The 21,730-nt window shown below is 72.0% G+C and carries 19 protein-coding genes; 11 read left to right on the top strand and 8 right to left on the bottom strand.

All coding sequences use genetic code 11. The features are described from left to right. Nucleotides 1-39: 39 nt before the first annotated feature. From E3O32_RS06650 to E3O32_RS06660, 3 genes are read right to left on the bottom strand one after another with little or no spacing between them, the layout of a single operon-like run. Nucleotides 40-1,641, bottom strand: a complete 1,602-nt coding sequence (locus E3O32_RS06650) for a phytoene desaturase family protein (protein WP_134507837.1) — start codon at nucleotides 1,639-1,641, stop codon at nucleotides 40-42. Continuing rightward, the gene (locus E3O32_RS06655; protein ID WP_134507839.1) at nucleotides 1,634-2,386 is read right to left on the bottom strand and encodes an SDR family oxidoreductase; all 753 of its coding nucleotides are present in this window, start codon (nucleotides 2,384-2,386) and stop codon (nucleotides 1,634-1,636) included. Before E3O32_RS06655 ends, E3O32_RS06650 begins: the two co-directional genes overlap by 8 nt. Nucleotides 2,387-2,395: 9 nt before the next feature. Further along, nucleotides 2,396-3,325, bottom strand: coding sequence for a LysR family transcriptional regulator (locus E3O32_RS06660; protein ID WP_134507841.1), 930 nt, complete (start codon nucleotides 3,323-3,325; stop codon nucleotides 2,396-2,398). A 152-nt stretch (nucleotides 3,326-3,477) separates the two neighbouring features. Between E3O32_RS06660 and E3O32_RS06665 the strand changes: the two genes are divergently transcribed. The 4 genes from E3O32_RS06665 (at nucleotide 3,478) to E3O32_RS06680 (ending at nucleotide 12,040) form a co-directional block, all read left to right on the top strand. Further along, nucleotides 3,478-7,080 (top strand): proline dehydrogenase family protein, encoded by a 3,603-nt coding sequence (locus tag E3O32_RS06665; RefSeq protein WP_134507843.1) that lies wholly within the window; start codon nucleotides 3,478-3,480, stop codon nucleotides 7,078-7,080. Nucleotides 7,081-7,254: 174 nt separating this feature from the next. After that, the gene (locus tag E3O32_RS06670; RefSeq protein WP_134507845.1) at nucleotides 7,255-8,277 is read left to right on the top strand and encodes a 3-oxoacyl-ACP synthase III; all 1,023 of its coding nucleotides are present in this window, start codon (nucleotides 7,255-7,257) and stop codon (nucleotides 8,275-8,277) included. Beyond that, nucleotides 8,274-11,066: an alpha/beta fold hydrolase gene (locus E3O32_RS06675; RefSeq protein ID WP_241974665.1), complete on the top strand. Its 2,793-nt coding sequence runs from the start codon at nucleotides 8,274-8,276 to the stop codon at nucleotides 11,064-11,066. The genes E3O32_RS06670 and E3O32_RS06675 overlap by 4 nt, the downstream gene beginning before the upstream one ends. Then, nucleotides 11,063-12,040 carry an NAD-dependent epimerase/dehydratase family protein gene (locus E3O32_RS06680; protein WP_134507847.1) on the top strand — a complete coding sequence of 326 codons (978 nt, stop codon included), beginning with the start codon at nucleotides 11,063-11,065 and terminating at the stop codon, nucleotides 12,038-12,040. The genes E3O32_RS06675 and E3O32_RS06680 overlap by 4 nt, the downstream gene beginning before the upstream one ends. 75 nt (nucleotides 12,041-12,115) lie before the next feature. Here E3O32_RS06680 and E3O32_RS06685 read toward each other — a convergent pair whose 3' ends face one another. Next, nucleotides 12,116-12,478 carry a GntR family transcriptional regulator gene (locus tag E3O32_RS06685; RefSeq protein ID WP_134507971.1) on the bottom strand — a complete coding sequence of 121 codons (363 nt, stop codon included), beginning with the start codon at nucleotides 12,476-12,478 and terminating at the stop codon, nucleotides 12,116-12,118. Nucleotides 12,479-12,574: 96 nt separating this feature from the next. Between E3O32_RS06685 and E3O32_RS06690 the strand changes: the two genes are divergently transcribed. Continuing rightward, complete coding sequence (locus E3O32_RS06690; protein WP_134507849.1) at nucleotides 12,575-13,012, top strand: YdeI/OmpD-associated family protein; 438 nt, start codon at nucleotides 12,575-12,577, stop codon at nucleotides 13,010-13,012. A 17-nt stretch (nucleotides 13,013-13,029) separates the two neighbouring features. Then, nucleotides 13,030-13,800: an ABC transporter permease gene (locus tag E3O32_RS06695; RefSeq protein ID WP_241974666.1), complete on the top strand. Its 771-nt coding sequence runs from the start codon at nucleotides 13,030-13,032 to the stop codon at nucleotides 13,798-13,800. Nucleotides 13,801-13,822: 22 nt separating this feature from the next. On the opposite strand, the gene E3O32_RS06700 is transcribed toward E3O32_RS06695, so the two are convergent. Further along, nucleotides 13,823-14,260, bottom strand: a complete 438-nt coding sequence (locus E3O32_RS06700; protein ID WP_134507851.1) for an Lrp/AsnC family transcriptional regulator — start codon at nucleotides 14,258-14,260, stop codon at nucleotides 13,823-13,825. A gap of 393 nt (nucleotides 14,261-14,653) precedes the next feature. Here E3O32_RS06700 and ddaH point away from each other — a divergent pair, with 393 nt between their 5' ends. The 4 genes from ddaH to E3O32_RS06720 are packed head-to-tail and all read left to right on the top strand — an operon-like array spanning nucleotide 14,654 to nucleotide 17,534. Continuing rightward, entirely contained in the window at nucleotides 14,654-15,499 is an 846-nt protein-coding gene (ddaH, locus tag E3O32_RS06705) for a dimethylargininase (RefSeq protein ID WP_134507853.1), read from the top strand. Continuing rightward, nucleotides 15,496-16,749, top strand: a complete 1,254-nt coding sequence (rocD, locus tag E3O32_RS06710; RefSeq protein ID WP_134507855.1) for an ornithine--oxo-acid transaminase — start codon at nucleotides 15,496-15,498, stop codon at nucleotides 16,747-16,749. Before ddaH ends, rocD begins: the two co-directional genes overlap by 4 nt. Before the next feature lie 49 nt (nucleotides 16,750-16,798). Further along, entirely contained in the window at nucleotides 16,799-17,005 is a 207-nt protein-coding gene (locus tag E3O32_RS06715; RefSeq protein WP_134507857.1) for a ribbon-helix-helix domain-containing protein, read from the top strand. A gap of 25 nt (nucleotides 17,006-17,030) precedes the next feature. Further along, nucleotides 17,031-17,534 (top strand): type II toxin-antitoxin system death-on-curing family toxin, encoded by a 504-nt coding sequence (locus E3O32_RS06720; RefSeq protein WP_134507859.1) that lies wholly within the window; start codon nucleotides 17,031-17,033, stop codon nucleotides 17,532-17,534. Nucleotides 17,535-17,556: 22 nt separating this feature from the next. Here the strand turns inward: E3O32_RS06720 and E3O32_RS06725 are convergent, their stop codons facing one another. From E3O32_RS06725 to E3O32_RS06735, 3 genes are all read right to left on the bottom strand, one after another. Beyond that, nucleotides 17,557-18,816, bottom strand: a complete 1,260-nt coding sequence (locus E3O32_RS06725; RefSeq protein WP_134507861.1) for an alpha-hydroxy acid oxidase — start codon at nucleotides 18,814-18,816, stop codon at nucleotides 17,557-17,559. A gap of 48 nt (nucleotides 18,817-18,864) precedes the next feature. Continuing rightward, nucleotides 18,865-19,581, bottom strand: a complete 717-nt coding sequence (locus E3O32_RS06730) for a FadR/GntR family transcriptional regulator (RefSeq protein ID WP_134507863.1) — start codon at nucleotides 19,579-19,581, stop codon at nucleotides 18,865-18,867. Nucleotides 19,582-19,712: 131 nt separating this feature from the next. Beyond that, nucleotides 19,713-20,759: a glycerophosphodiester phosphodiesterase family protein gene (locus E3O32_RS06735; protein WP_134507865.1), complete on the bottom strand. Its 1,047-nt coding sequence runs from the start codon at nucleotides 20,757-20,759 to the stop codon at nucleotides 19,713-19,715. A 207-nt stretch (nucleotides 20,760-20,966) separates the two neighbouring features. Here E3O32_RS06735 and E3O32_RS06740 point away from each other — a divergent pair, with 207 nt between their 5' ends. Continuing rightward, on the top strand, nucleotides 20,967-21,725 hold the full coding sequence (locus E3O32_RS06740) for a dienelactone hydrolase family protein (RefSeq protein WP_134507867.1): 759 nt from the start codon (nucleotides 20,967-20,969) through the stop codon (nucleotides 21,723-21,725). Nucleotides 21,726-21,730: the final 5 nt, after the last annotated feature.

Here is a 21,730-nt window from a genome sequence, read left to right on the forward strand (position 1 = left end):
CCTGACGCTCGACGTCCCGGGATTCTGCGCGGCGGCGGGTCAGGAGTCCTCGAGCACCGCCATCGCCGCGTTGTGCCCGCCGATCCCGCTCACCCCGCCGCCGCGCCGTGCCCCCGCGCCGCAGATCAGGATCCGCGGGTGCGCGGTGGCGACGCCCCAGCGCTGGGCCGGGGTGTCCCTCGGCTCGTCGTCCTCGAGGAACGGCCAGTCCAGGGGGCCGTGGAAGATGTTGCCGCCCGGCAGGTTGAGGGCGTGCTCGAGGTCGAGGGTGGTCTTCGTCTCCACGCAGGGGTTCCCCACGGCATCCGTCAGCAGCAGGTCCTCGATCGGCTCGGCGAGCACCGAGTTGAGCGAGGCGAGCACGGCCGCCTGCAGCCTGGCCCGGGTGGCGTCGTTGTTCTCCTCGCTCAGCCACCGGCTCGGCGCGTGCAGCCCGAACACGGTCAGGGTCTGCGCGCCGGCCGCGACGAGCTCCGGCGAGAGGATGCTCGGGTCGGTCAGTGAGTGACAGTAGATCTCGCAGGGCAGCAGTTCGGGGATCACGCCGCGGGTCGCCTGCTCCCAGGCGCCCTCCAACTGGCTGAACGTCTCGTTGATGTGGAAGGTGCCGCCGAACGCGGCCTCCGGTGAGACCGACGGGTCGCGCAGCGTCGGCAACCGGGTGAGCAGCAGGTTCACCTTGACCTGGGCGCCCTCCGGTTTGGCGATGGCCGGTCCGGCGGCGGCGGCCGCGGGGAGGGGAGCGTCGGCGGTCCCGGCGGCCAGGAGCTCCTGCAGGACCCACGGGGCGACGTTGGCGAGCACGTGCCCGCCGACGACGACGCGCTCCACGTCACCGCGGCGGTACCGCACCTCGCCGTCCGGACTGACCGAGGTGACCAGCGCCCCGGTGACGATGCGGGCGCCGGCCTGGCGGGCGGCATTCTCGAGGGCGCCGGTGACGGCGCCCATCCCGCCGATGGGCACGTCCCAGTCCCCGGTCTCGTTCCCGATGACGTGGTACAGGAAGCACCGGTTGGCGTCGAGGGACAGGTCGTCCGTCGAGGTGAACGTGCCGATCAGGCCGTCGGTGGCGACGACGCCGCGCACCAGGTCGCTCCCGAACCGTTCGGTGATGGCCGTGCCGAGCGGACGCTCGATGAACTGGTCCCAGACGAAGTCGTCCCCGACCAGCCGGCGGGCCTCCGAGCGGGTCGGCATCGGCTCGCAGACCGTGGGGAAGAGTGCCGTCGCGAGGGCCTCCGTGTCGCGGTAGAACGCGTTCCAGGCGTCGAAGTCGTCGCCGGCGCCGACCCGGTCGAAGCTCATGCGCGTGGCGGCGTCGTCGCCGCGGTCGACCAGCAGGCCGCCGGTGGTGTCGGCGGGGTTGGGCGTGTACGAGGAATAACGCCGCCGGGCGAGCTCGATCGACAGGCCCAGTTCGTCGATGATCCGCCGGGGGAGCAGGCTGACCAGGTAGGAATAGCGCGACAGCCGCGCGTCGACGCCGGGGAAGGCCTCGGCCGAGATGGCCGCGCCGCCCACGTGGTCATCGCGCTCAAGCAGGATCACGCTCTTCCCGGCGAGGGCAAGGTAGGCGGCGGCGGTGAGGCCGTTGTGTCCGCCGCCGACAATCACGACGTCGTGAGTGGGTTCAGTCATGCCTCGAGACTAGCCAGTCCTCGAATCGAACCGGGTCGACTCGCGCTTCCGCGCCCGGAAGGAGAGCGCCGTGGGCGATGGCCGCGCCGAGCAGCGGGAGCCGGAGCACCCGGGTCCGGGGCTCCTCGACGGCGGCCAGGCGACGGGCCAGGTCGGCCAGGTCGTGCTGCTCCGGTCCGGCGATCGTTCGCACGATGCCCGGCCGGTGTCCCTCGGCGACGACGTCGGCCAGGTAAGCGGCCACCGAGCCGGCGGCCGCCGGTTGGGCGAGCATCCGCGGCACGACCGCGACCGGTCCCATCCGGATCTGGTGCAGCAGCGAGCGAGCCAGCTCGAACCATTGCGTTGACGAGACCACCGTCGCGGGCACGGCCGCGGCGCGGTAGACAGCCTCCTGCGCGGCCTTGCCCCGGTAATAGCCGAGCCGGGAATTGACCTCTGGGTCGGTCACGTTCACGATCGACAGGCAGACCAGGTGCAGGACGTTCGCGGCCCGGGCGGCGTCGGTGACCTGGCGCGCGGTCGTGGCGAAGAACGCGGTGGCTCTCCGGGCCGACAGTGTGGGCCGGTTGAGGCAATCGAGCACGGTGTCCGCCCCGGCGAATGCCGCCGCGAGGCCTTCCCCGGTGACGACGTCGACCCCCGTCGACCGGGAGACGCGCCCCACGCTGTGGCCCCGGGACTCCAGCACACTGGAGACCCGACGGCCCATCTCGCCCGTCGCCCCGAGGACAATCACTCGCACGCGGGCAGCCTACAACGTCGGCCCGAAACGCGGGGCCGGCCCGGCCACCAGCCCGACGGCCCTGGCCAGCGCGTCGCGGACGGCGAGCACGCCGGGCCGGCTGGCACTCGACCGCCGGGTCGCGGAGAACACCGTGCGGTTCGGCCGGCCGGGAAGGTCGACCAGGTGCACGGTGGGCTCGTGGCCCGCCCAGATCAGATCGGGCAGGATGCCGACGGCATTCCCGGATTCGATCAACCGGATGTGCGCGATCAGGTCCGCGGTCTCGAACCGCACGTCCGGCTCGAAACCGGCCGACCGGCAGAGCTGCCTGGCCCAGTGCCGCGACGCCGTGCCCTGCGGCTCCATCACCCAGGGCAGGCCCGCCGCCTCCTCGAGCGACGCGGGAGCGCTGCGGCCGGCGCGCGGCGGCGGCACGGCGAGCCGGAGCGCATCCGTCGACAGGTTCACCCGGTCGAGGTCGGGCCAGTGCGCGCGGGTGTGCCCCGGATACTGCTCGGCCAGCACGAGGTCGAAGTCGCGGGCGGAGACCTCGAACAATCCGCGCTCCGGCTCACGCTCGGTCACCTCCACCCGGAGGCCGGGGAACTCGCCGGCCAGCAGGGTGAGCGCCTGCGGGATCAGGGCGTGCGCGGCCGACTGGAAGAGGGCCACACGCACAGTACCCGACACGGTCGTCAGCGACGCCGTCATCTCGGCCTCGGCCAGCTCCAGGCGCTCGAGGAGGTGGGTCGTGTGCTCGACCAGCACCTCGGCCTGCGGGGTGAGCCGCACCCGGCGGCCCACCTTCTGCAGCAGCGGAACCCCGGCCTCCTTTTCGAGCAGGGCGAGCTGCTGGGAGACGGCCGAGGGGCTGTAGGCCAGGGCCTCCGCCACCCCGGCGAGGGTGCCCCGGATCTTCAGCTCGCGCAGCAGCCGCAGGCGGCGGACATCCAGCATGGGCACTTCCTCCGGCTCGACCTTGTTAGATCAGTAATCCTAATGAATATCGATCAAGAAGAATCGCTTTTGCTAAACGAATGCGGGCGGCACACTGAAAATAGAATCCTCTGGTATGAGGCGTGCCGAAACGAAAGACTAACCTCGTGACCATGACCAACCCCTCTCCCCATGTGCAGCAGGACCTGAGCGCCGAGGTCGTCGCGCTCGTCAAGAAGTGGCTCGCCGACAGTGCCACCATTCCCGCCGACGTGTCGGCCGAACGCCTCGCCGGCGTGCTCAAGGACCCGAACGGGCTCGACTTCACCGTCGGCTTCGTCGACGGCGTGATGCGGCCGGAGGACCTGATGGTCGCCGGTTACAATCTGCAGACAGTGGCGAAGAAGGCGCCGGGATTCCTGCCGTCGTACATGCGCGGGGCGATCGGCCTCGGCGGTGTGCTCGGCCCCGTGCTGCCCTGGGTGGTCATCCCCGCAGCCCGCAAGGTGCTGCGCCAGATGGTCGGACACCTCGTCGTCGACGCCACGCCCGACAAGCTGGGCCCGGCGATCGCCCACCTGAGGGAGTCCGGCAACCGGCTCAACATCAACCTGCTCGGCGAGGCCGTGCTCGGTGAGAAGGAGGCCCTCCGCCGCCTCGACGGCACCAGGGCGCTGCTGCTGCGTGAGGACGTCGACTACGTCTCGATCAAGGTGTCGTCGATCGCCAGCCAGCTCTCGATGTGGTCCTTCGACGAGGCCGTGAACCGGGTCGTCGAACGCCTCACCCCGCTCTACGAACTGGCATCGGCCTCCGCCACGCCCAAGTTCATCAACCTGGACATGGAGGAGTACCGCGACCTCGACCTGACGATCGCGGTCTTCGAGCGCATCCTCGACCTGCCCCAGCTGCTCCACCTCGAGGCCGGCATCGTGCTGCAGGCCTACCTGCCCGACGCGCTCGCCGCGCTGCAGGGCCTGACCCACTGGTCCCAGGGCCGCCGCGCCGCCGGGGGCGCCCCGATCAAGGTGCGCGTCGTCAAGGGCGCCAACCTCGCCATGGAGCACGTCGACGCCGCCGTGCACGACTGGCCGCTCGCGACCTACGGCACCAAGCAGGACAGCGACACGAACTACAAGCGGGTGCTCAGCTGGGCGCTCACCCCCCAGAACACGGATGCCGTCAAGATCGGCGTCGCCGGCCACAACCTCTTCGACGTGGCCTGGGCGCACCTCCTCTCCCAGCAGCGCGGCGTCGACGACCGGGTCGAGTTCGAGATGCTGCTCGGAATGGCCACCAGCCAGGCCGACGCCGTGCGCAAGGACGTCGGACGCCTGCTGCTGTATACGCCGGTCGTGAACCCGGCCGAATTCGACGTGGCCATCAGCTACCTGATCCGCCGCCTCGAGGAGAACGCCAGCCAGGACAACTTCATGTCGGCCGTGTTCGAACTGACCACGACACCCGCCCTGTTCGAGCGGGAGAAGCAGCGCTTCCTCGCCTCGCTCGCGACTCTCGACACCGTCGTGCCGAAGCCCAACCGCAGCCAGGACCGCTCCGCGGTGACCCAGCTCGAGGCCGAGGCCCGGGCCGAGGACGCGGCCGACGGCGCTGAGGCCGACGCCGGCCTCACCGCAGCGGTGCTCGGCCTCACCCGCGGATCCGTCTCCGCCGCCCTGGACGCCGCGCCCGGCGCCGGCGCGCCCGCTGCCGCCCGGTCCGGCTTCCACAACGAGCCCGACACCGACCCGTCGATGCCGGCCAACCGCGCCTGGGGCCGCCGCATCCTCGCCCGCGTCGAATCCTCCCGGCTCGGCGTGGACGCCATCACCGAGGCCGCCGTGACCGATGCCGACCAGCTCGACCGGTTGATCGCATCCGTCGCCGCCAGCGGCGAGGCCTGGGGCCAGCTGCCCGGCGCCGAGCGGGCCGCGGTGCTGCACCGCGCCGGCCTCGCGCTCGCCGCGAATCGGGACCGCCTGATCGAGGTGATGGCCGCCGAGACCGGCAAGACCATCGCCGAGGCCGACCCTGAGGTCAGCGAGGCGATCGACTTCGCGCACTACTACGCGGAGCGGGCGAAGGGCCTCGACGCCGTGCAGGGCGCGATCTTCGTGCCGTCCAGGCTCACCGTGGTCACCCCGCCGTGGAACTTCCCGGTCGCGATCTCGGCCGGCGGAGTACTCGCCGCCCTCGCCGCCGGCTCCGGCGTGATCGTCAAGCCCGCCAAGCTCGCCCAGCGCACCGGCGCCGTCATGGTCGAGGCACTCTGGGAGGCCGGGGTTCCCCGCGAGCTGCTCGCGCTCGTCGACCTCGCCGACCGCGCGCTCGGCACCCAGCTCATCTCGCACCCTGCCGTCGACCGGGTCATCCTGACCGGCGCCTACGAGACCGCGCAGCTCTTCCGCGGCTTCCGGGAGGACCTGCCGCTGCTCGCGGAGACAAGCGGCAAGAACGCCATCATCGTGACCCCGTCCGCCGACCTCGACCTCGCCGCGATCGACGTGATCAAGAGCGCCTTCGGCCACGCCGGCCAGAAGTGCTCCGCCGCGAGCCTGGTCATCCTCGTCGGCTCCGTCGCCAAGTCGGAGCGCTTCCTGCGCCAACTGGTGGATGCCGCGACCTCCCTGCGGGTGGGCCGGCCGGCCGACCCGACCACCCAGATGGGCCCGATCATCGAACCGGCGGAGGGCAAGTTGCTGCACGCCCTCACCACGCTCGGTGCCGAGGAGAGCTGGCTGGTCGAGCCCGAGCGGCTGGACGAGGAGGGCAAACTCTGGTCGCCCGGCATCCGCACCGGCGTCGCCCCCGGCTCCTACTTCCACCTGACCGAGTTCTTCGGCCCGGTGCTCGGCGTCATGCACGCCCGCAATCTCGCCGAGGCCATCCGGTTCCAGAACGCGGTGGACTACGGCCTCACCTCCGGCCTGCACTCGCTCGACCCGGCCGAACTGGCCGAATGGCTCGACACGATCGAGGCCGGCAACCTCTACGTGAACCGCGGCATCACCGGCGCGATCGTGCAGCGCCAGCCGTTCGGCGGCTGGAAGCGCTCGGCCGTCGGCCCCGGCACCAAGGCGGGCGGACCGAACTACCTGTTCGGGCTCGGCAGCTGGGTGACCAACCCCGGCCGGAACAGCTCGACCCTGCACCTGCGCGGGCTGGAACAGCGCGTCACCGACGTGATCGAAGGCTCGCAGCCGGTGCTCGACTACGCGGACTTCGACGTGCTGCGCCGGTCGGCCCTGAGCGACGCCCTTGCCTGGCGCGAGGAGTTCGGCGCGGTGAAGGACGTGTCGAACCTCGGCTACGAGCGCAACCTGTTCCGCTACCTCCCGCTTCCGGTCACGGTGCGCCTGGCCGAGGACGGCACGCTCTCGAACCTGCTCCGGGTGATCGCCGCGGCCACCCTCTCGAAGTCCCGCTTCCTGGTGTCCAGCGCAATCCCGGTGCCGCCGATCGTGCGGGGCCACCTCGCCGACCGGGAGATCCCGGTCACCGTCGAGAGCGACGCCGAGTGGCTCGAGCGCGCCGCAGCCGGTGGCGTCACGACCACCCGGGTACGCCTGATCGGGGGAACCCCCCTCGCCGGGGCGACGGATGCCGCATCCGCCCTCGCCCACGCCCTCGGCGGCAGTCCCGACATCGCCGTCTACGCGCACCCCGTGACCCAGGCCGGACGGGTGGAACTGCTGCCGTTCCTGCGGGAGCAGGCGATCTCGATCACGGCCCACCGCTTCGGCAACCCGAGCACCCTCTCCGACGGCATCATCTAGACGCCTCTCCCCGCCCTGCGAGGGAGCGGCCGCCGAGCGCGTAAAATAGGGCGTTGGCGGCCGTCCCTCCGGGGTCGGCGTGTACAGCGGGCACCGGACAACGATCAGGTTTCTGATGGAGGATGACCGGGGCCCCGGCTTGCCGCGGCCGCAAACTCGACAGGGGAACCACAGTTGGACGGAAACGCAACGACGACGCACACCAACGTCGCCCTGCTGTCGGTCACGAGCATGCTCGCGCCCCGCATCACGACGTCGGCGGAGATCGACGGCCGGCTGCAGCCCGCCCTCACCCGGCTGCGGCTCCCGACCGGCCTTCTCCAGCGCGTCGCCGGGGTGCAGGAACGGCGCAACTGGGATGCGGGCACCACCTTCGATGACGCCGCCGTCATCGCCGGCAAGCGCGCCCTGAACGAGGCCGGGATCGAGCCGGGCCAGGTCGGCCTGCTGATCAACACCTCGGTCACCCGCAAGCACCTCGAGCCGTCCGTCGCCGTGCGCATCCACCACGGCCTCGGCCTGCCGTCCTCGGCCACCAACTTCGACATCGCGAACGCCTGCCTGGGCTTCGTGAACGGGATGACCCTCGCCGCGCAGCTGATCGACTCCGGCCAGGTCGACTATGCGGTCGTGATCGACGGCGAGGACGCCGACGAGATCCAGACCAACACGATCGAGCGGCTCGGCCGGCCCTCCATTTCCCGTAAGGACTTCATGAGCGAGTTCGCGAGCCTCACCCTGGGCTCCGGCGCCGCCGCGGCCGTGCTCGGGCGGGCCGACCGGCATCCGGAGGGCCACCGCATGCTCGGCGGCGTGACCCGCGCTGCGACCCAGTTCAACGGGCTCTGCGTCGGCAGCGTCGACGGCATGTTCACCGACGCGAAGGCGCTGCTCAAGGGCGGAATGGAACTCGTCGTCTCGGCCTGGACCGAGGCGAAGCGGGACTGGAACTGGTCGAGCATGGACCGCTACATCCTGCACCAGGTCTCGGATGTGCACACCGACGCGATCGTGAAGGCCACCGGCCTCGACCGTGCGCGGGTGCCGCTCACCTACCCCCTGTTCGGCAACGTCGGCCCGGCCTCGATCCCGATCACCCTCGCGGAAGAGGCCAGGACCCTGAAGCCGGGCAACCGGGTGCTGCTGATGGGCGTCGGCAGCGGCCTGAACACCGCCATGATGGAACTCGCCTGGTGACCGGTCCCGGCAGGACCCACCGCCTCCCGCGGGCGGCAGCCGTGCCGGCCCCCGCGACCCTTCCGCCGCGCGGGCTGCCCGGCCTCGACCCCGCGTTCTCCCGCCTGGTCGAGGTCGCCGAGAGCGGGGCCGCCACTCCGGCCACCCGCACCTGGCACCTGCTCGACAACGCCGCGCGGCTCGCCGAGCTCGGGGTCACCCCGGTCGGCACCGTGCTCTGCGTGCACGGCAACCCGACCTGGTCCTATCTCTGGCGCGAGTTCGTTTCGGCGGCGACGGATGCCGCGGCCGCCGGTCAGGCCGCCTGGCGGGTCATCGCCGTCGACCAGCTCGAGATGGGTTTCTCCGAACGCACCGGCACGGTGCGCCCGCTCGCCCGCCGCGTCGCCGACCTCGGCGACCTCACCGAGACCCTCGGCCTGGCCGGCCCGGTGGTCACCTTCGGCCACGACTGGGGCGGCGTCGTCTCCCTCGGCTGGGCCGTCGACCACCCCGATTCGCTCGGTGCGGTCATGCTGCTCAACACCGCCGTGCACCAGCCGGAGGACTCGCCGATCCCGGCGCCGCTGCGGCTCGCGCTCTCCGGTCCCGTGCTGGCCGCCGCGACCGTGACGACGCCCGCGTTCCTCGAGACGACGCTCGCGCTGGCGCATCCGCCGCTCGCCGCCGCCGTCAAGCGCGCCTACCGGGCGCCATACCGCGGCGCCGCCCGGCGCGGCGGGATCGGCGCGTTCGTCGCCGACATCCCGGTGGACTTCGCCCACGAGAGCGCCGCCGAACTCGACCGGATCGCCGGAGGGGTCTCTGAACTCCGCGTGCCCGCACTGATGCTGTGGGGTCCCCGCGACCCGGTTTTCAGCGACCGCTACCTCGACGACCTCGTCGCCCGGCTTCCGCACGCCGACGTGCACCGGTACGAGGGCGCCGGACACCTGGTCGCGGAAGACGTGGACTACGCGGCGGCCGCGCTGACCTGGCTGGGGGAGACCGCGGTGCTCGAACCTCCGGTTGTCGAGCCCGCGGTGGTCGAGCCTGTCCCGACCGAGCCCGCGGTGGTCGAGCCTGTCCCGACCCCGACTGTCCCGACCCCGACCCCGTCCACCCCGCAGCCGGCCTGGGCCGCCAACCCGCACCATCCGCTCTGGCACTACCTCGACGAGCTGCGCGAGAGCGACGAGACCGCCCTCGTCGACATGTCGCCGCCCGGCGGCGGTGGCCCGCGCGTGGTCAGCTGGCGGATGCTCTCCCGCCAGGTGCGCCGGCTCGCCGCCGGCCTCGACCTGATCGGCGTGCGCGCGGGCGACCGGGTGTCCCTGCTCGTGCCGCCCGGCGCAGATCTCACCGCGGTGCTCTACGCCTGCCTGCGGATCGGCGCGATCGTCGTCGTCGCCGATGCCGGGCTCGGCCTCCGCGGCCTGACCCGGGCCGTGCGCGGCGCGCATCCCGACCACGTGATCGGGGCCACCCCCGGCCTCATCGCCGCCCGCGCCCTCGGCTGGCCCGGCCAGAAGATCTCCGTCGCCCGCCTGCCCCGCGCGGTGCACCGCGCACTGGACGTGTCCTTCACCCTCGCCGAACTCCTCTCCCTCGGCGCCGCCGAGGAACTGCCGGCCCCGCCCGCCCCCGGCGACACGGCGGCCGTGCTGTTCACCTCCGGCTCGACCGGTCCGGCCAAGGGCGTCGTCTACACCCACGCCCAGCTGGCCGCGGTCGCCCACGCGCTGCACGCCCAGTACGGGGTCGGCGTCGGCACCGGCCTCGTCGCCGGCTTCGCGCCGTTCGCCCTGCTCGGCCCGGCCCTCGGCGCCCGCTCGGTCACCCCCGACATGGACGTCACCTCGCCGAAGACCCTCACCGCGACCGCCGTCGCCGCGGCCGTCGCCGCGATCGACGCCACCGTCGTCTTCCTTTCCCCGGCCGCCCTGGCCAACGTCGTCGCCACCGAGGCCGCCCTCACCCCCGCCGACCACCGGGCCCTCGCCGGCGTGCGCAGCTTCCTCTCCGCGGGCGCCCCGGTCGCCGAGCCGCTGCTCGCCGGCGCCGCCCGGCTGATGCCGCGGGCGAGCGCGCACACGCCCTACGGGATGACCGAGGGCCTGTTGATGACCGACATCACCCTCGAGGGCATCCGCGACGCCGCCCCGACCTCCCTCGCCGACCTGGCCGGCCCGGGCGGGGTCTGCGTCGGCCGCCCGGCGGCGACCACCCGCATCCGGATCAGCGCCCTCGACGCCGACGGGGCCGCCACCGGGGAGCTCTCGGATGCCGCGGGCGTCACGGGCGAGATCGTCGTCTCCGCGCCGCACACCCTCGACCACTACTCCCGGCTCTGGCTCACCGACCGGGCCGCCCGGCGCGGCGCGGTCGCCGGGGAACGCTGGCACCGCAGCGGCGACGTCGGCCACTTCGACTCGGCCGGCCGGCTCTGGATCGAGGGCCGCCTGCCCCACGTCATCGCCACCGCGACCGGGGTGCTCACCCCGGTCGGCCCCGAACAGCGGATCGAGGGCGTGGCCGAGATCGCCCGCGCCGCCGTCGTCGGCGTCGGCCCGGCCGGAACCCAGCAACCGGTCGCCGTCGTCGAGACCCTGCCGCACGCGCACCGGGTCGCGCTGGCCATGCCCGGGCTCGCGGCCCTGGTTCGCGACGCCGCAGGGCTGCCGCTCGCCGCAGTGCTGGTCGTGCCGCGCCTGCCCACCGACATCCGTCACAACTCCAAGATCGACCGCAGCCGGCTCGCCCGCTGGGCGGAGACCGTGCTCTCCGGCGGGCGGATGACCCGCCCGTGAGGGTGCTCGTCACCGGGGCCAGCGGGTTCCTCGGCCGCTTTGTCGCCGCCCGGATCGCGGCCGCGGGGCACGAGGTGCGCACCCTCCAGCGCCGGCCCTCCGGGCTCGCCGGGGTGTCGCCCGGCGTGACCGACCTGCGCGGCTCGATCGGCGACCCGGCCGCAGTCGCCCGGGCCGTCGCCGGCATGGACGCGGTGGTGCACCTGGCCGCCAAGGTCTCCCTCGCCGGCGACCCGGCCGAGTTCGAAGCCGTGAACGTGGGGGGCACCCGCACCCTGCTGGCCGCGGCGGCGGATGCCGGGGTCTCCCGTTTCGTCTACGTCTCGTCGCCCTCGGTGGCGCACGCCGGGGCATCCATCGTCGGGCAGGACGCGCTCCCGGCCGACCCCGTCCGGGCCCGCGGCGACTATGCCCGCACGAAGGCGCGCGCCGAGCTGGTCGCGCTGGCCGCCGACTCGCCGGCGCTGCGCGTGGTCGCGGTGCGGCCGCACCTGGTCTGGGGTCCGGGCGACACCCAGCTCGTGGCCCGCGTCGTCGACCGGGCCCGCGCGGGCCGGCTGCCGCTGCTCGGCCACGGCGCCGCCCTGATCGACACGACCTACATCGACAACGCCGCCTCGGCGATCGCCGCCGCGCTCGAGCGCGCCGACGCCGTGCACGGGCGCGCCTATGTGATCACCAACGGCGAGCCGCGGCCGGTGGCCGAGCTGCTCGCCGGGATGTGCGCGGCCGCGGGGGTTCCTGCCCCGGAGTGGCGGGTGCCCGCGGCGCTCGCCCGCGGCGCCGGGTCGCTGATCGAGGCGGCCTGGCGGGTGCGGCCGGGAGCCGACGAACCGCCGATGACCCGGTTCCTGGCCGAACAGCTCTCGACCGCGCACTGGTTCGACCAGCGCCGCACCCGCGCCGACCTCGATTGGATGCCCGAGGTGACCCTGGACGAGGGCTTCCGGCGGCTCGCGGCGTCGTACCGGTAACGGTCCGTTTCGTCGTGGACGACTCCGGCGTGAGCGCCCGCCGTTATGGGCGGATGCCGGCGTGAGCGCCCGCCGTCACGGGCGGATGCCGAGGGCCGCCCTCACGATCGCGAGCGCCTCGGTCTCGCCCACGCCGAGTGCCCGTACCCGCTCGGCGTAGGCGATCGCGGCCAGCTGCGCCTGCTTGTGGGTGGCATCCCCGGTCACGGCGATGAAGGAGCCGAGCCGGCCCCGGGTCTCGATCACCTCGTCGCGCTCGAGTTCGCGGTAGGCCCTGGCGACCGTGTTCGCGGCCAGGCCGAGGTCGTCGGCGAGGCGGCGCACGGTCGGCAGCTTGTCGCCCGGGGCGAGGGCGCCGCTCCGCACGCCCTCGATCACCTGGCTGCGCAGTTGCTCGAACGGCGGTGTCGGCGAGTGCGGGTCAAGCGTCAGGATCATGGGCACGAAAGCTCCTTTGTGCGGACTATGTATCAATCTACCGAGGCCGGTCCGGTGAGCGACGCTGCGGTGCCGACAGCGGGGCATACTCGACTCATGAAGTTCACGACCGTGCTCGAACTGGGCGGCAAGACCGCCACCGGGATCCGCGTGCCGGACGAGGTCGTCGCGTCCCTGGGCGCCGGCAGGCGGCATCCGGTCGTCGTCACCATCGGTGCGCACAGCTATCGCAGTTCGGTCGCGCCCTATCGCGGCGCGTACATGGTCGCGATGAGCGCGGAGAACCGGGCGCTCGCCGGGGTGGCAGCGGGTGACGAGATCGAGGTCGACCTGGCTCTCGACACCGAAGCCCGCGAGGTGGCGGTGCCCGCGGACCTGGCCGCGGCGCTCGACGCGCAGCCGGGCGCCCGCGCGGCCTTCGAGGCGCTGTCCTACAGCAACCAGCGACGGCAGGTGCTGGCCGTGGAGGGCGCGAAGGCCGCCGAGACCCGGCAGCGTCGCATCCTCGCCGCGCTGGCCGAGCTCAGCCCGTAGGTCGCTAGGCTCGGAGGGTGACCTGGCCCCGCGACCTGCCCGCCCAAGTGGCGGGGCTCCTGCCGAGCCTGGTGGGCATCCTGTTGCTCATCGCGATCGTCTCCCTGGTGCTTGCGGCCTACCGGGTGCCGCATCCGTTCGCCCCGGCGCTCGCGGTGCTCCGCGGCGCCCTGCAGCTCGCGGCGATCAGCCTGATCCTCAGCGGGATCATCTCCGACCCGTTCTGGGTCGGCGTCGGGCTCACCGTCATGTTCGTCGCGGCGGTGAGCACCGTCAACCGCCGGATCGGCGCCACCCGGCAGCATTTCGGCTGGGTTGCCGTGTCGATGGGAATCGGGATCCTGGCCACCCTCGGGGTGGTCTTCACCGTGGGCGCGATCGAATTCTCCCCGCGATATGTGCTCTCCTTCGGCGGGATCATCATCGGCAATGCGATGTCGATCGCCACTCTCACCGGCCGCCGGTTCGGGGAGGCCGTCACCGAGCACTGGGACGAGGTCGAGGGCTGGCTCGCGCTCGGGGCGACTCCCCGCCAGTCGACGAGGGAGCTCGCCCGCCGGGCCGTGTACTTCGCGATGATCCCGTCGACCGACCAGACGAAGACCACGGGCCTGGTCACGCTGCCCGGGGCGTTCGTCGGCGCGATCTTCGGCGGGGCGAGCCCCCTCGAGGCCGGCCGGTTCCAGATCGTGGTGCTCGCCGGCATCCTCTGCGCCGGGTCGATCGCCGCAGTCACCCTGATCCGGTTCCTGGCCCCGGTCACCCGTCGCCCGGTCCCGATCTCCTAGCCGCCCGCCCCACGCCGCGGGGCTACTCGGCGGCGCGGTGGATCAGCCGGGAGAGCACGATCGCGCTGCGGGTGTGGTCCACGTTCGGAGCCAGCCGCACCTTCTCGAGGGCGGCCTCCAGCCCCGAAATGTCGCGGGCCCGGATGTGCACGATCGCGTCGGCGCTGCCGGTCACCGTGCCGGCGTCCACCACCTCCGGCACGCCGGAGAGGATGCGCAGCAACTCGTCGGGCGCGACGGTGCCCCGGCAGAACAGCTCGACGTAGGCCTCCGTGCTCATGCCGTCGATGGCCGGGTCGACCTGGATCGTGAAACCACGGATGATGCCGTCCGCGACGAGCTTGTCGACCCGCCGTTTCACGGCCGACGCCGACAGGCCGACGACCGAGCCGATATCGCCGTAGCCGGCGCGGGCATTCTGGCGAAGAAGGTCGAGAATGCCACGGTCGAGGTTGTCCATTCCGCGAGTCTAGGTGAAATCGTTGCGCTTGCGGGGGGAGCGGCGCAGCAAATTTGCGCTCAACGGCGGGAATCACTAGATACCTGCGCGATGTCGCGTGCCCGCCGGGGGTCCGGCACAGGCATCCGTGTCGGTGGGCCCCGCCGGCCCCATCACCGGCCCCTTCCGGGTGCGGACGGATCCGCTCGGTTCGGTGCGCGGCGATCGCGCAGCACGCAGGAATCGAGCGTGAATTCGCAGGAAATACCGATTCATGCTGTGTGAGACTGGGACCGGCGTCCCTGCATGGTGTTCGGTTTCAGCCGGGCAGGGCTCTCGTGAGTGACCTGGTCCGCCATCCACCCCCGCGTTCCGTTTCGCCCAGAGCGGCGGAATGCAGACGAAGGAGCCCCAATGTCGACCAATCTCGATGCGCTCGTCTCCCCGGAGGCACCCGTGCGCACCGCGCTCAAGCGCACGATCCTGATGTGCAAGCCCAGCCATTTCACCGTGGTCTACCGGATCAACCCCTGGATGGACCCGGCCGTGCCGACCGACACGGCGCTGGCCGTTGCGCAGTGGCAGACCCTCTACGACACCTACGTCGGTCTCGGCTTCGACGTGCACCTGATCGACCCGATCGACGGCCTGCCCGACATGGTCTACGCGGCCAACGGCGGCTTCGTCATCGACAACATCGCCTACGGCGCAGCCTTCACCTACCCGCAGCGCCAGCCCGAGGGCCCGGCCTACATGGACTGGTTCCGCGAGAACGGCTTCGACGTGCGGGTGCCCCAGGAGATCAACGAGGGTGAGGGCGACTTCCTCCTGGTCGGCGACGTCATCCTGGCCGGCACCGGCTTCCGCAGCGCCTCGAACAGCCACGAAGAGGTGTCGGCGATCTACGGCCGCCCGGTGATCACGCTCAACCTGGTCAACCCGAACTTCTACCACCTCGACACGGCCATCGCCGTGCTCGACGACACGAACATCGCCTACCTGCCCAGCGCGTTCGACGAGCCGAGCCTCGCCAGCCTGCGCGAGCGCTACCCGGATGCCGTGATCGCCACCGAGGAGGACGCCGCCATCCTCGGCCTCAACTCCTACTCCGACGGCTACAACGTGGTCATCGCGGCCCGGGCGAAGGACTTCGAACGCCAGCTGCGCGAGCGCGGCTACAACCCGATCGGCGTCGACCTGTCCGAGCTGCTCCTCGGCGGCGGCGGCGTGAAGTGCTGCACCCTGGAGCTGCGCCGATGACCGACCTGCAGGCCGGCCGCACGCTTGCCCCGGCCGACTACATCTCCCTCGAGAACGACCACGCGGCGCACAACTACCATCCGCTGCCCGTCGTCGTCGCGTCCGGCGACGGCGCCTGGGTGACGGATGTCGACGGCAAGCGCTACCTGGATTGCCTGGCGGCGTACTCCGCGGTCAACTTCGGGCACTCCAACCCGGTGCTCCTCGAGGCCGCGCGCGCCCAGCTCGGCCGGATCACCCTCACCAGCCGCGCCTTCCACAACGACCAGCTCGGCCCGTTCGTCGCCGCGCTCGCGAAGCTCGCCGGCAAGGACATGGTCCTGCCGATGAACACCGGTGCCGAAGCGGTCGAGTCGGCGATCAAGGTCGCCAGGGCCTGGGGCTACCGGGTGAAGGGCGTCGCGGCCGGACTGGCCAACATCGTCGTGGCCGGCGAGAACTTCCACGGCCGCACCACCACGATCATCAGCTTCTCCGACGACGAGTCTGCCCGCAAGGACTTCGGGCCGTTCACGCCCGGGTTCCGCACGGTTCCCTACGGCGATGCCGCGGCGCTCGAGGCCGCGATCGACGAGAACACCGTCGCCGTGCTGCTCGAGCCGATCCAGGGCGAGGCCGGCATCGTCGTGCCGCCGGCGGACTACCTGCCCGCCGTGCGCGAGATCACGACCCGTCACAACGTGCTCTTCATCGCGGATGAGATCCAGTCCGGCCTCGGCCGCACGGGTGCCACCTTCGCCTGCGACCTGGTCGGGGTCGTGCCCGACCTCTACCTGCTCGGCAAGGCCCTCGGCGGCGGCATCGTGCCGGTGTCCGCCGTGGTCGGCAACACGGACGTCCTCGGCGTGCTCCGCCCGGGCGAGCACGGCTCCACCTTCGGCGGCAACCCGCTCGCCGCGGCGGTCGGGCTCGCCGTGGTCGAGCTGCTCGCCACCGGCGAATACCAGGAGCGCGCGCGCGTCCTCGGCGCCCGGCTGCACGCCGGACTGCTGGGCCTGATCGGCCACGGGGTCGTCGCCGTGCGCGGCGCCGGACTCTGGGCCGGGATCGACATCGACCCGGCCCTGGCCTCGGGCCGTGCCGTCTGCGAGGCGCTGCTGGAGCGGGGTCTGCTCGCCAAGGACACCCACGGCTCGACCGTGCGGCTGGCCCCGCCGATCGTGGTCTCGGAAGAGGACATCGACTGGGCCGTCGCCCAGCTCGCCGCCGTGCTGACGGAGTTCGGGGCCGTGGAGCCCCGCCCGGAATAGGGGTTCCGGACTGTTCCGCTCCGTGGTATCACAGTGGTACCATCTTGGCATGGCCATGACCGTCAGACTCCCCCCGCCGATCGACTCCGCACTGGAGGAACTGGCTCGCCAGCGCCACACCTCGAAGCACGCCTTGCTCATTGAGGCGGCAGATCGTTTCACGCGCCAGGAGTCCAGGACGGAGCGTGTGCTCGTGAGCGTGGACGAGATAACCACGGAGTACTCAGAACTGCTGACCCGACTCGAAGACGCGTAGTCGCCTCGGGTCGGCGCACGCTTTCATGGTGGACTACATCGAGCCGGAGCAGGCCGTGGCCGTTGTCGCGCACCTCGGACTGCACGTGCGCGACAAGGGGCTCCTCTTTTCTGCGCTCGCGCGCCCTGCGGCGGGCATGTTCGGCGAGGATGCGTATGCGGCCAGGGAGCTAAAGGCCGCCGCATTGATGTCGTCACTGGCACAGAATCATGCGTTGTTCGACGGAAACAAGCGGCTGTCCTGGATTCTGACCCTGGCATTTCTGCGACTGAACGGCTTTCGGGTCGTCATGCCCACGGACGAGGCCTTCGACTTCGTGATCGCGGTGGCGCAGAGCCAGCTTGAGCTCGAAGAGATCGCGTCGACGCTGGCACGCCATCTCGTCGCCACGACCCCGCGCCCGGCACCCCCGTCTGCCTCGACCGAAAAGGTCGATTTCGGCAAAGAAGGGCGGGTGGTAGCGGACGGCACTGCTGACCTCGACGATTCGGAGCGGCGGAGTGCTGCCCACCGCGTCACTCGGCCGTGAAGCGAGAATCTGAGCGCATCGGTCAGGTGGTGGCGGGGATGCCGGCCGACCGGTCGATCGGCGTCAGCCGGGCGAGCTGGGTGACGTGGCCGGGTTCGAGTTCCTCGAGCGAGTTCACGCCCAGCAGCCGCATGGTGCGGGTGATCTGGCCGGAGAGGATCTCGATGGCCCGGTCGACGCCGGCCTCGCCGCCGGCCATCAGCCCGTAGAGGTAGGCACGGCCGACGAGGGTGAAGCGGGCGCCGAGGGCCACGGCGGCGACGATGTCGGCACCGCTCATGATGCCCGTGTCCAGGTGCACTTCGAGGTCGGTCCCGACCTCGCGGACCACCCGCGGCAGGAGGTGGAACGGGATCGGGGCCCGGTCGAGCTGCCGGCCGCCGTGGTTGGAGAGGATGATGCCGTCGACGCCGAGTTCGGCCAGCCGGGTCGCATCCGCCACGGTCTGCACGCCCTTGACGACGATCTTGCCCGGCCACTGCGCGGTGATCCAGGCGAGGTCTTCGAACGTGACGGTCGGGTCGAACATGGTGTCGAGGAGGTCGCCGATCGTGCCGCTCCACCGGTCGAGGGAGGCGAAGGCGAGGGGTTCGGTGGTGAGGAAGTTGATCCACCACTCCGGCCGGGGCAGCGCGTTCAGCACCGTGCCCACCGTCAGGGCGGGCGGGATCGAGAACCCGTTGCGCTTGTCCCGGAGCCGGGCGCCCGCGATGGGCACGTCCACGGTCACCAGCAGGGTGTCGAAGCCGGCCTTCGCGGCCCGGTCGACGAGGGCCATCGACCGGTCGCGGTCCTTCCACATGTACAGCTGGAACCAGTTGCGCCCGGCCGGGTTCGCCGCCTTGACGTCTTCGATCGACGTGGTTCCCATGGTCGACAGCGAGAACGGGATGCCGGCCTTCGCGGCCGCGTGGGCGCCGGCGGTCTCACCCTCGGTCTGCATCATCCGGGTGAAGCCGGTCGGCGCGATCCCGAACGGCAGCGCCACGGGGGCGCCGAGCACATCCCAGCCGGTGGAGACCGCCGACACGTCGCGGAGGATCGCCGGGTGGAACTCGATGTCCTCGAACGCCTGGCGAGCCCGGGCGAGGGAGATCTCCGACTCCGCCGCGCCGTCGGTGTACTCGAACGCGGCCTTCGGCGTGCGGCGCTTCGCGATCGTGCGCAGGTCGTGGATGGTCAGCGCGGCCTCGAGCCGGCGCTTCCTCGCGTTCAGCTCCGGCGCCTTGAACTTCATCAGGGGGGCCAGGTCTGCGATCTTGGGGATTCGTCGTTGAACCATCAGTGGGTGTCCGTTCGGTGGGGGTCAGGTGGGTTCCGGTCCACGCGGTCAGGCGTGGAGCGGGTGGTCGTGGGTTTCGGCGTAGTAGCCCTCGATGTGGGCGACGATCCGCGCGCGGGCCGGCTCGGGCTCGGCGGCGGCGATGGCGGCGAGGATTCCCCGGTGTTCGGCCCGGAGGCGGGCGGACGTCTCCGGCCAGGAGGCCAGGCCGAGCGCGCCGGCCCGCGCGTAGCCCTCGATGGCATTCCGGAGCCCGGCCATCGTGGCGGTGATCACCTGGTTGCCGGAGGCGGTGGCCAGGGAGAGGTGGAACTGGGTGTCGAGCGCGAGGAACTCGGCCTCGGTCAGGTCGGGGGCGTCCATCGCGTCGAGCAGCTGCGCCGAACCGGCGAGGTCGGGGCGCGCGGATGCCCCGGCCAGCTCGGCCACCACCGCCGCCTCCAGGATGAGCCGGGTCTTCACCACGTCGGCGACCGGGAATCCCTGCGCCGCGACCTGCAGCCGCATCAGGGCCGACATTCCGCCGCCGGGCAGGGCGACGATGATCGCCCCGGCCGAGGGGCCGGATCCTGCCGCCGTGCGGATCAGCCCGAGCACCTCGAGCACTCGGAGCGCCTCGCGCACGCTGGACCGTCCGACGCCCAGGTCGGCGGCGAGGGCACGCTCGGCGGGGAGGTGGTCGCCGGGGGAGAGCCGGCCGGAGAGGAGGTCGGCTTCGATGCTTTCCAGCACGACTTCCCAGGCGCGACGCTCGGTGCCTGGCACAGGGTCCTCCTCGGCGTGGGGCGGCAGCCGCGCTGAGAGCCGGCGGCTGTGGTCTGACCACGCTACACGGCGAGACCGGTTCGGTCCACCACGTCGGGTGAGGTCACGTCTCAGCCGCCGCCGGCATCCGGCTACCGGGTGTACGGGCGGGGGAGCGCGAGGCCCCGGTCGGCCATGATCTGGCGCACCCGGCTGGGGTAGTCCGTGATGATACCGTCGACGCCCTCGTCCATCAGGGTGCTGACGTCGGCCGGCTCGTTGACGGTCCACGGGATCACCGGGAGGCCGAGGGAATGCGCCTCCTCGATCATCGCCGGGGTGGCCGAGGCGAAGTTCGGCGAGATGACGTCGTAGCCCTGGGCGGCGGCGGCCTGCGCGAGGGAACCGTTGAACGTGTCGATGTCGATCCCCCCGAGGTTCGGGCTCATGCCGGGTGCTCCCACGCCCAGCCAGACGTCACCGCTGGACAGGGCGACCAGGGCGAGATCCGGCGCGATCTCCCGGGTGAGATTCAGGGATGCCCAGTCGAAGCTCTGCAGGGTGGTGCGCCCGGCCAGGCCGGACCCCTCGATCTCGAGGACGACCGCACGGGTCAGGGCCGCCATCTCGTCGGCGCCGTCGGGGCCGGCCACCTCGACCTTGGTTTCCACGTTGAGGCGAACCTTCCGGGCGTCGTACTCGTCGACCAGGGCGAAGACGTCCTGCAGCAGGGCGATGCGGTTCCCCGCGATCACGGTCTGGGTGGGGAAGCCGGGAAGCTGCTGGTAGCCGCAGTCCATCGTGCGGATCTGGGCCAGGGTGAGGTCACGCACCCGGTCGTTCGCATAGGGGAATGCCGGATCGCCGGCGAAGGCCGGGGCGGTGTCCGCGCACTTGGCGGCCGTCATGATGTCGTCGTGCCAGACCACGACCTGGTCGTCCCGGGTCAGGTGGGTGTCCAGCTCGAGGGTCGACACGCCCAGCTCCAGGGAACGGGCGAACGCGGCCGTCGACTCTTCGGTCCACTCGCCACGCCCACCGCGGTGCGCCTGCAGGTCGAAGGAGGAGTGTCGGTCGGCTCCGTGGCCGTCGTCTTCCGGGCGGGATTCGGCGGCCATGGCCGGTGTGGCCAGCGTGGTCGCGACCAGTGCCGCGGAGAGCGCGGCCGTGACGGCGGTTGTGATAAGGATTGAGCGCATTGCGGGGTCCCCCTGGTGGAGCCGGTGCCGGGGCGGCGAAGCGCCGCCCACCCGGCCACCGTAGGAACCGGAGGTTGCCGGGCAGGGCCGGCTTGCTGTCTCCGCGGTGAACGGGCGGGGCAATCCGGGCGGCGCCGGGCGGCCAGTCCGTTGTCCGTTCTCCGTTCAGCGACCCGCGCTACGCTTCAGCCACCGAAGGAGGCCACCATGAGCACCGCGCCACAACTCGTCGATCTCACCCTGCCGGGGGCGTCCGGAGGCAGCGCGGGGCTCACCGCCCTCCTCGGCATTCCGGCCGGGAACGGCCCGTGGCCCGGGGTGGTGCTCGTGCACGAGGCATTCGGGCTGACCGATGTGATGCGGCGCCAGGTGGCCAGGATGGCCGAGGCCGGCTACCTGGCCCTGATGCCCGACCTGTTCACCGAGGGCGGACCGCGCAAGTGCCTCACCGCGACATTCCGTGCTCTCCAGGCCGGCGAGGGCCGCGCGTTCGTCGACATCGAGTCCGCGCGCCGGTTCCTGCTCGATCGGCCGGACTGCACCGGCGAGGTCGGAGTGCTCGGCTTCTGCCTGGGCGGCGGCTTCGCCCTGGTGGCAGCCGCACGCGGCTTCGACGCGGCATCCGTCAACTACGGGCGTCTGCCCAAGGACCTCGACGACGCGCTCGCCGGGGCCTGCCCGATCGTGGCCAGCTACGGCGCGACCGACGCGTCGCTGAGGGGAGCCGCCGGCACGCTCGAGGCCGCGCTCGTGCGGCGCGGGATCCCGCACGACGTCACGGAGTACCCGGGCGCCGGGCATGCCTTCCTCAACGACGCCGAGAGCGGGCCGCCGGTGCTGCGATTCGTGCTCAAGCGCATCCTCGGTGCCGGGCCGGACCCGGTGGCCGCGGCCGACGCGTGGCAGCGGATCGACGCCTTCTTCGGGGAGCACCTGGCCACCCCGAAGGAGGCGCCCTCCAGCTAAAGGGC

This window comes from Cryobacterium mannosilyticum, assembly GCF_004402705.1.
Classification (GTDB): Bacteria; Actinomycetota; Actinomycetes; order Actinomycetales; family Microbacteriaceae; genus Cryobacterium; species Cryobacterium mannosilyticum.

Bases quoted from the DNA above. Each gene is read 5' to 3' on its own strand.
- E3O32_RS06650 (WP_134507837.1), bottom strand. From the start codon at position 1,641: ATGACTGAACCCACTCACGACGTCGTGATTGTCGGCGGCGGACACAAC.
- E3O32_RS06660 (WP_134507841.1), bottom strand. From the start codon at position 3,325: ATGCTGGATGTCCGCCGCCTGCGGCTGCTGCGCGAGCTGAAGATCCGG.
- E3O32_RS06665 (WP_134507843.1), top strand. From the start codon at position 3,478: ATGACCAACCCCTCTCCCCATGTGCAGCAGGACCTGAGCGCCGAGGTC.
- E3O32_RS06685 (WP_134507971.1), bottom strand. From the start codon at position 12,478: ATGATCCTGACGCTTGACCCGCACTCGCCGACACCGCCGTTCGAGCAA.
- E3O32_RS06690 (WP_134507849.1), top strand. From the start codon at position 12,575: ATGAAGTTCACGACCGTGCTCGAACTGGGCGGCAAGACCGCCACCGGG.
- E3O32_RS06700 (WP_134507851.1), bottom strand. From the start codon at position 14,260: ATGGACAACCTCGACCGTGGCATTCTCGACCTTCTTCGCCAGAATGCC.
- ddaH (WP_134507853.1), top strand. From the start codon at position 14,654: ATGTCGACCAATCTCGATGCGCTCGTCTCCCCGGAGGCACCCGTGCGC.
- rocD (WP_134507855.1), top strand. From the start codon at position 15,496: ATGACCGACCTGCAGGCCGGCCGCACGCTTGCCCCGGCCGACTACATC.
- E3O32_RS06715 (WP_134507857.1), top strand. From the start codon at position 16,799: ATGGCCATGACCGTCAGACTCCCCCCGCCGATCGACTCCGCACTGGAG.
- E3O32_RS06720 (WP_134507859.1), top strand. From the start codon at position 17,031: ATGGTGGACTACATCGAGCCGGAGCAGGCCGTGGCCGTTGTCGCGCAC.
- E3O32_RS06725 (WP_134507861.1), bottom strand. From the start codon at position 18,816: ATGGTTCAACGACGAATCCCCAAGATCGCAGACCTGGCCCCCCTGATG.
- E3O32_RS06735 (WP_134507865.1), bottom strand. From the start codon at position 20,759: ATGCGCTCAATCCTTATCACAACCGCCGTCACGGCCGCGCTCTCCGCG.
- E3O32_RS06740 (WP_134507867.1), top strand. From the start codon at position 20,967: ATGAGCACCGCGCCACAACTCGTCGATCTCACCCTGCCGGGGGCGTCC.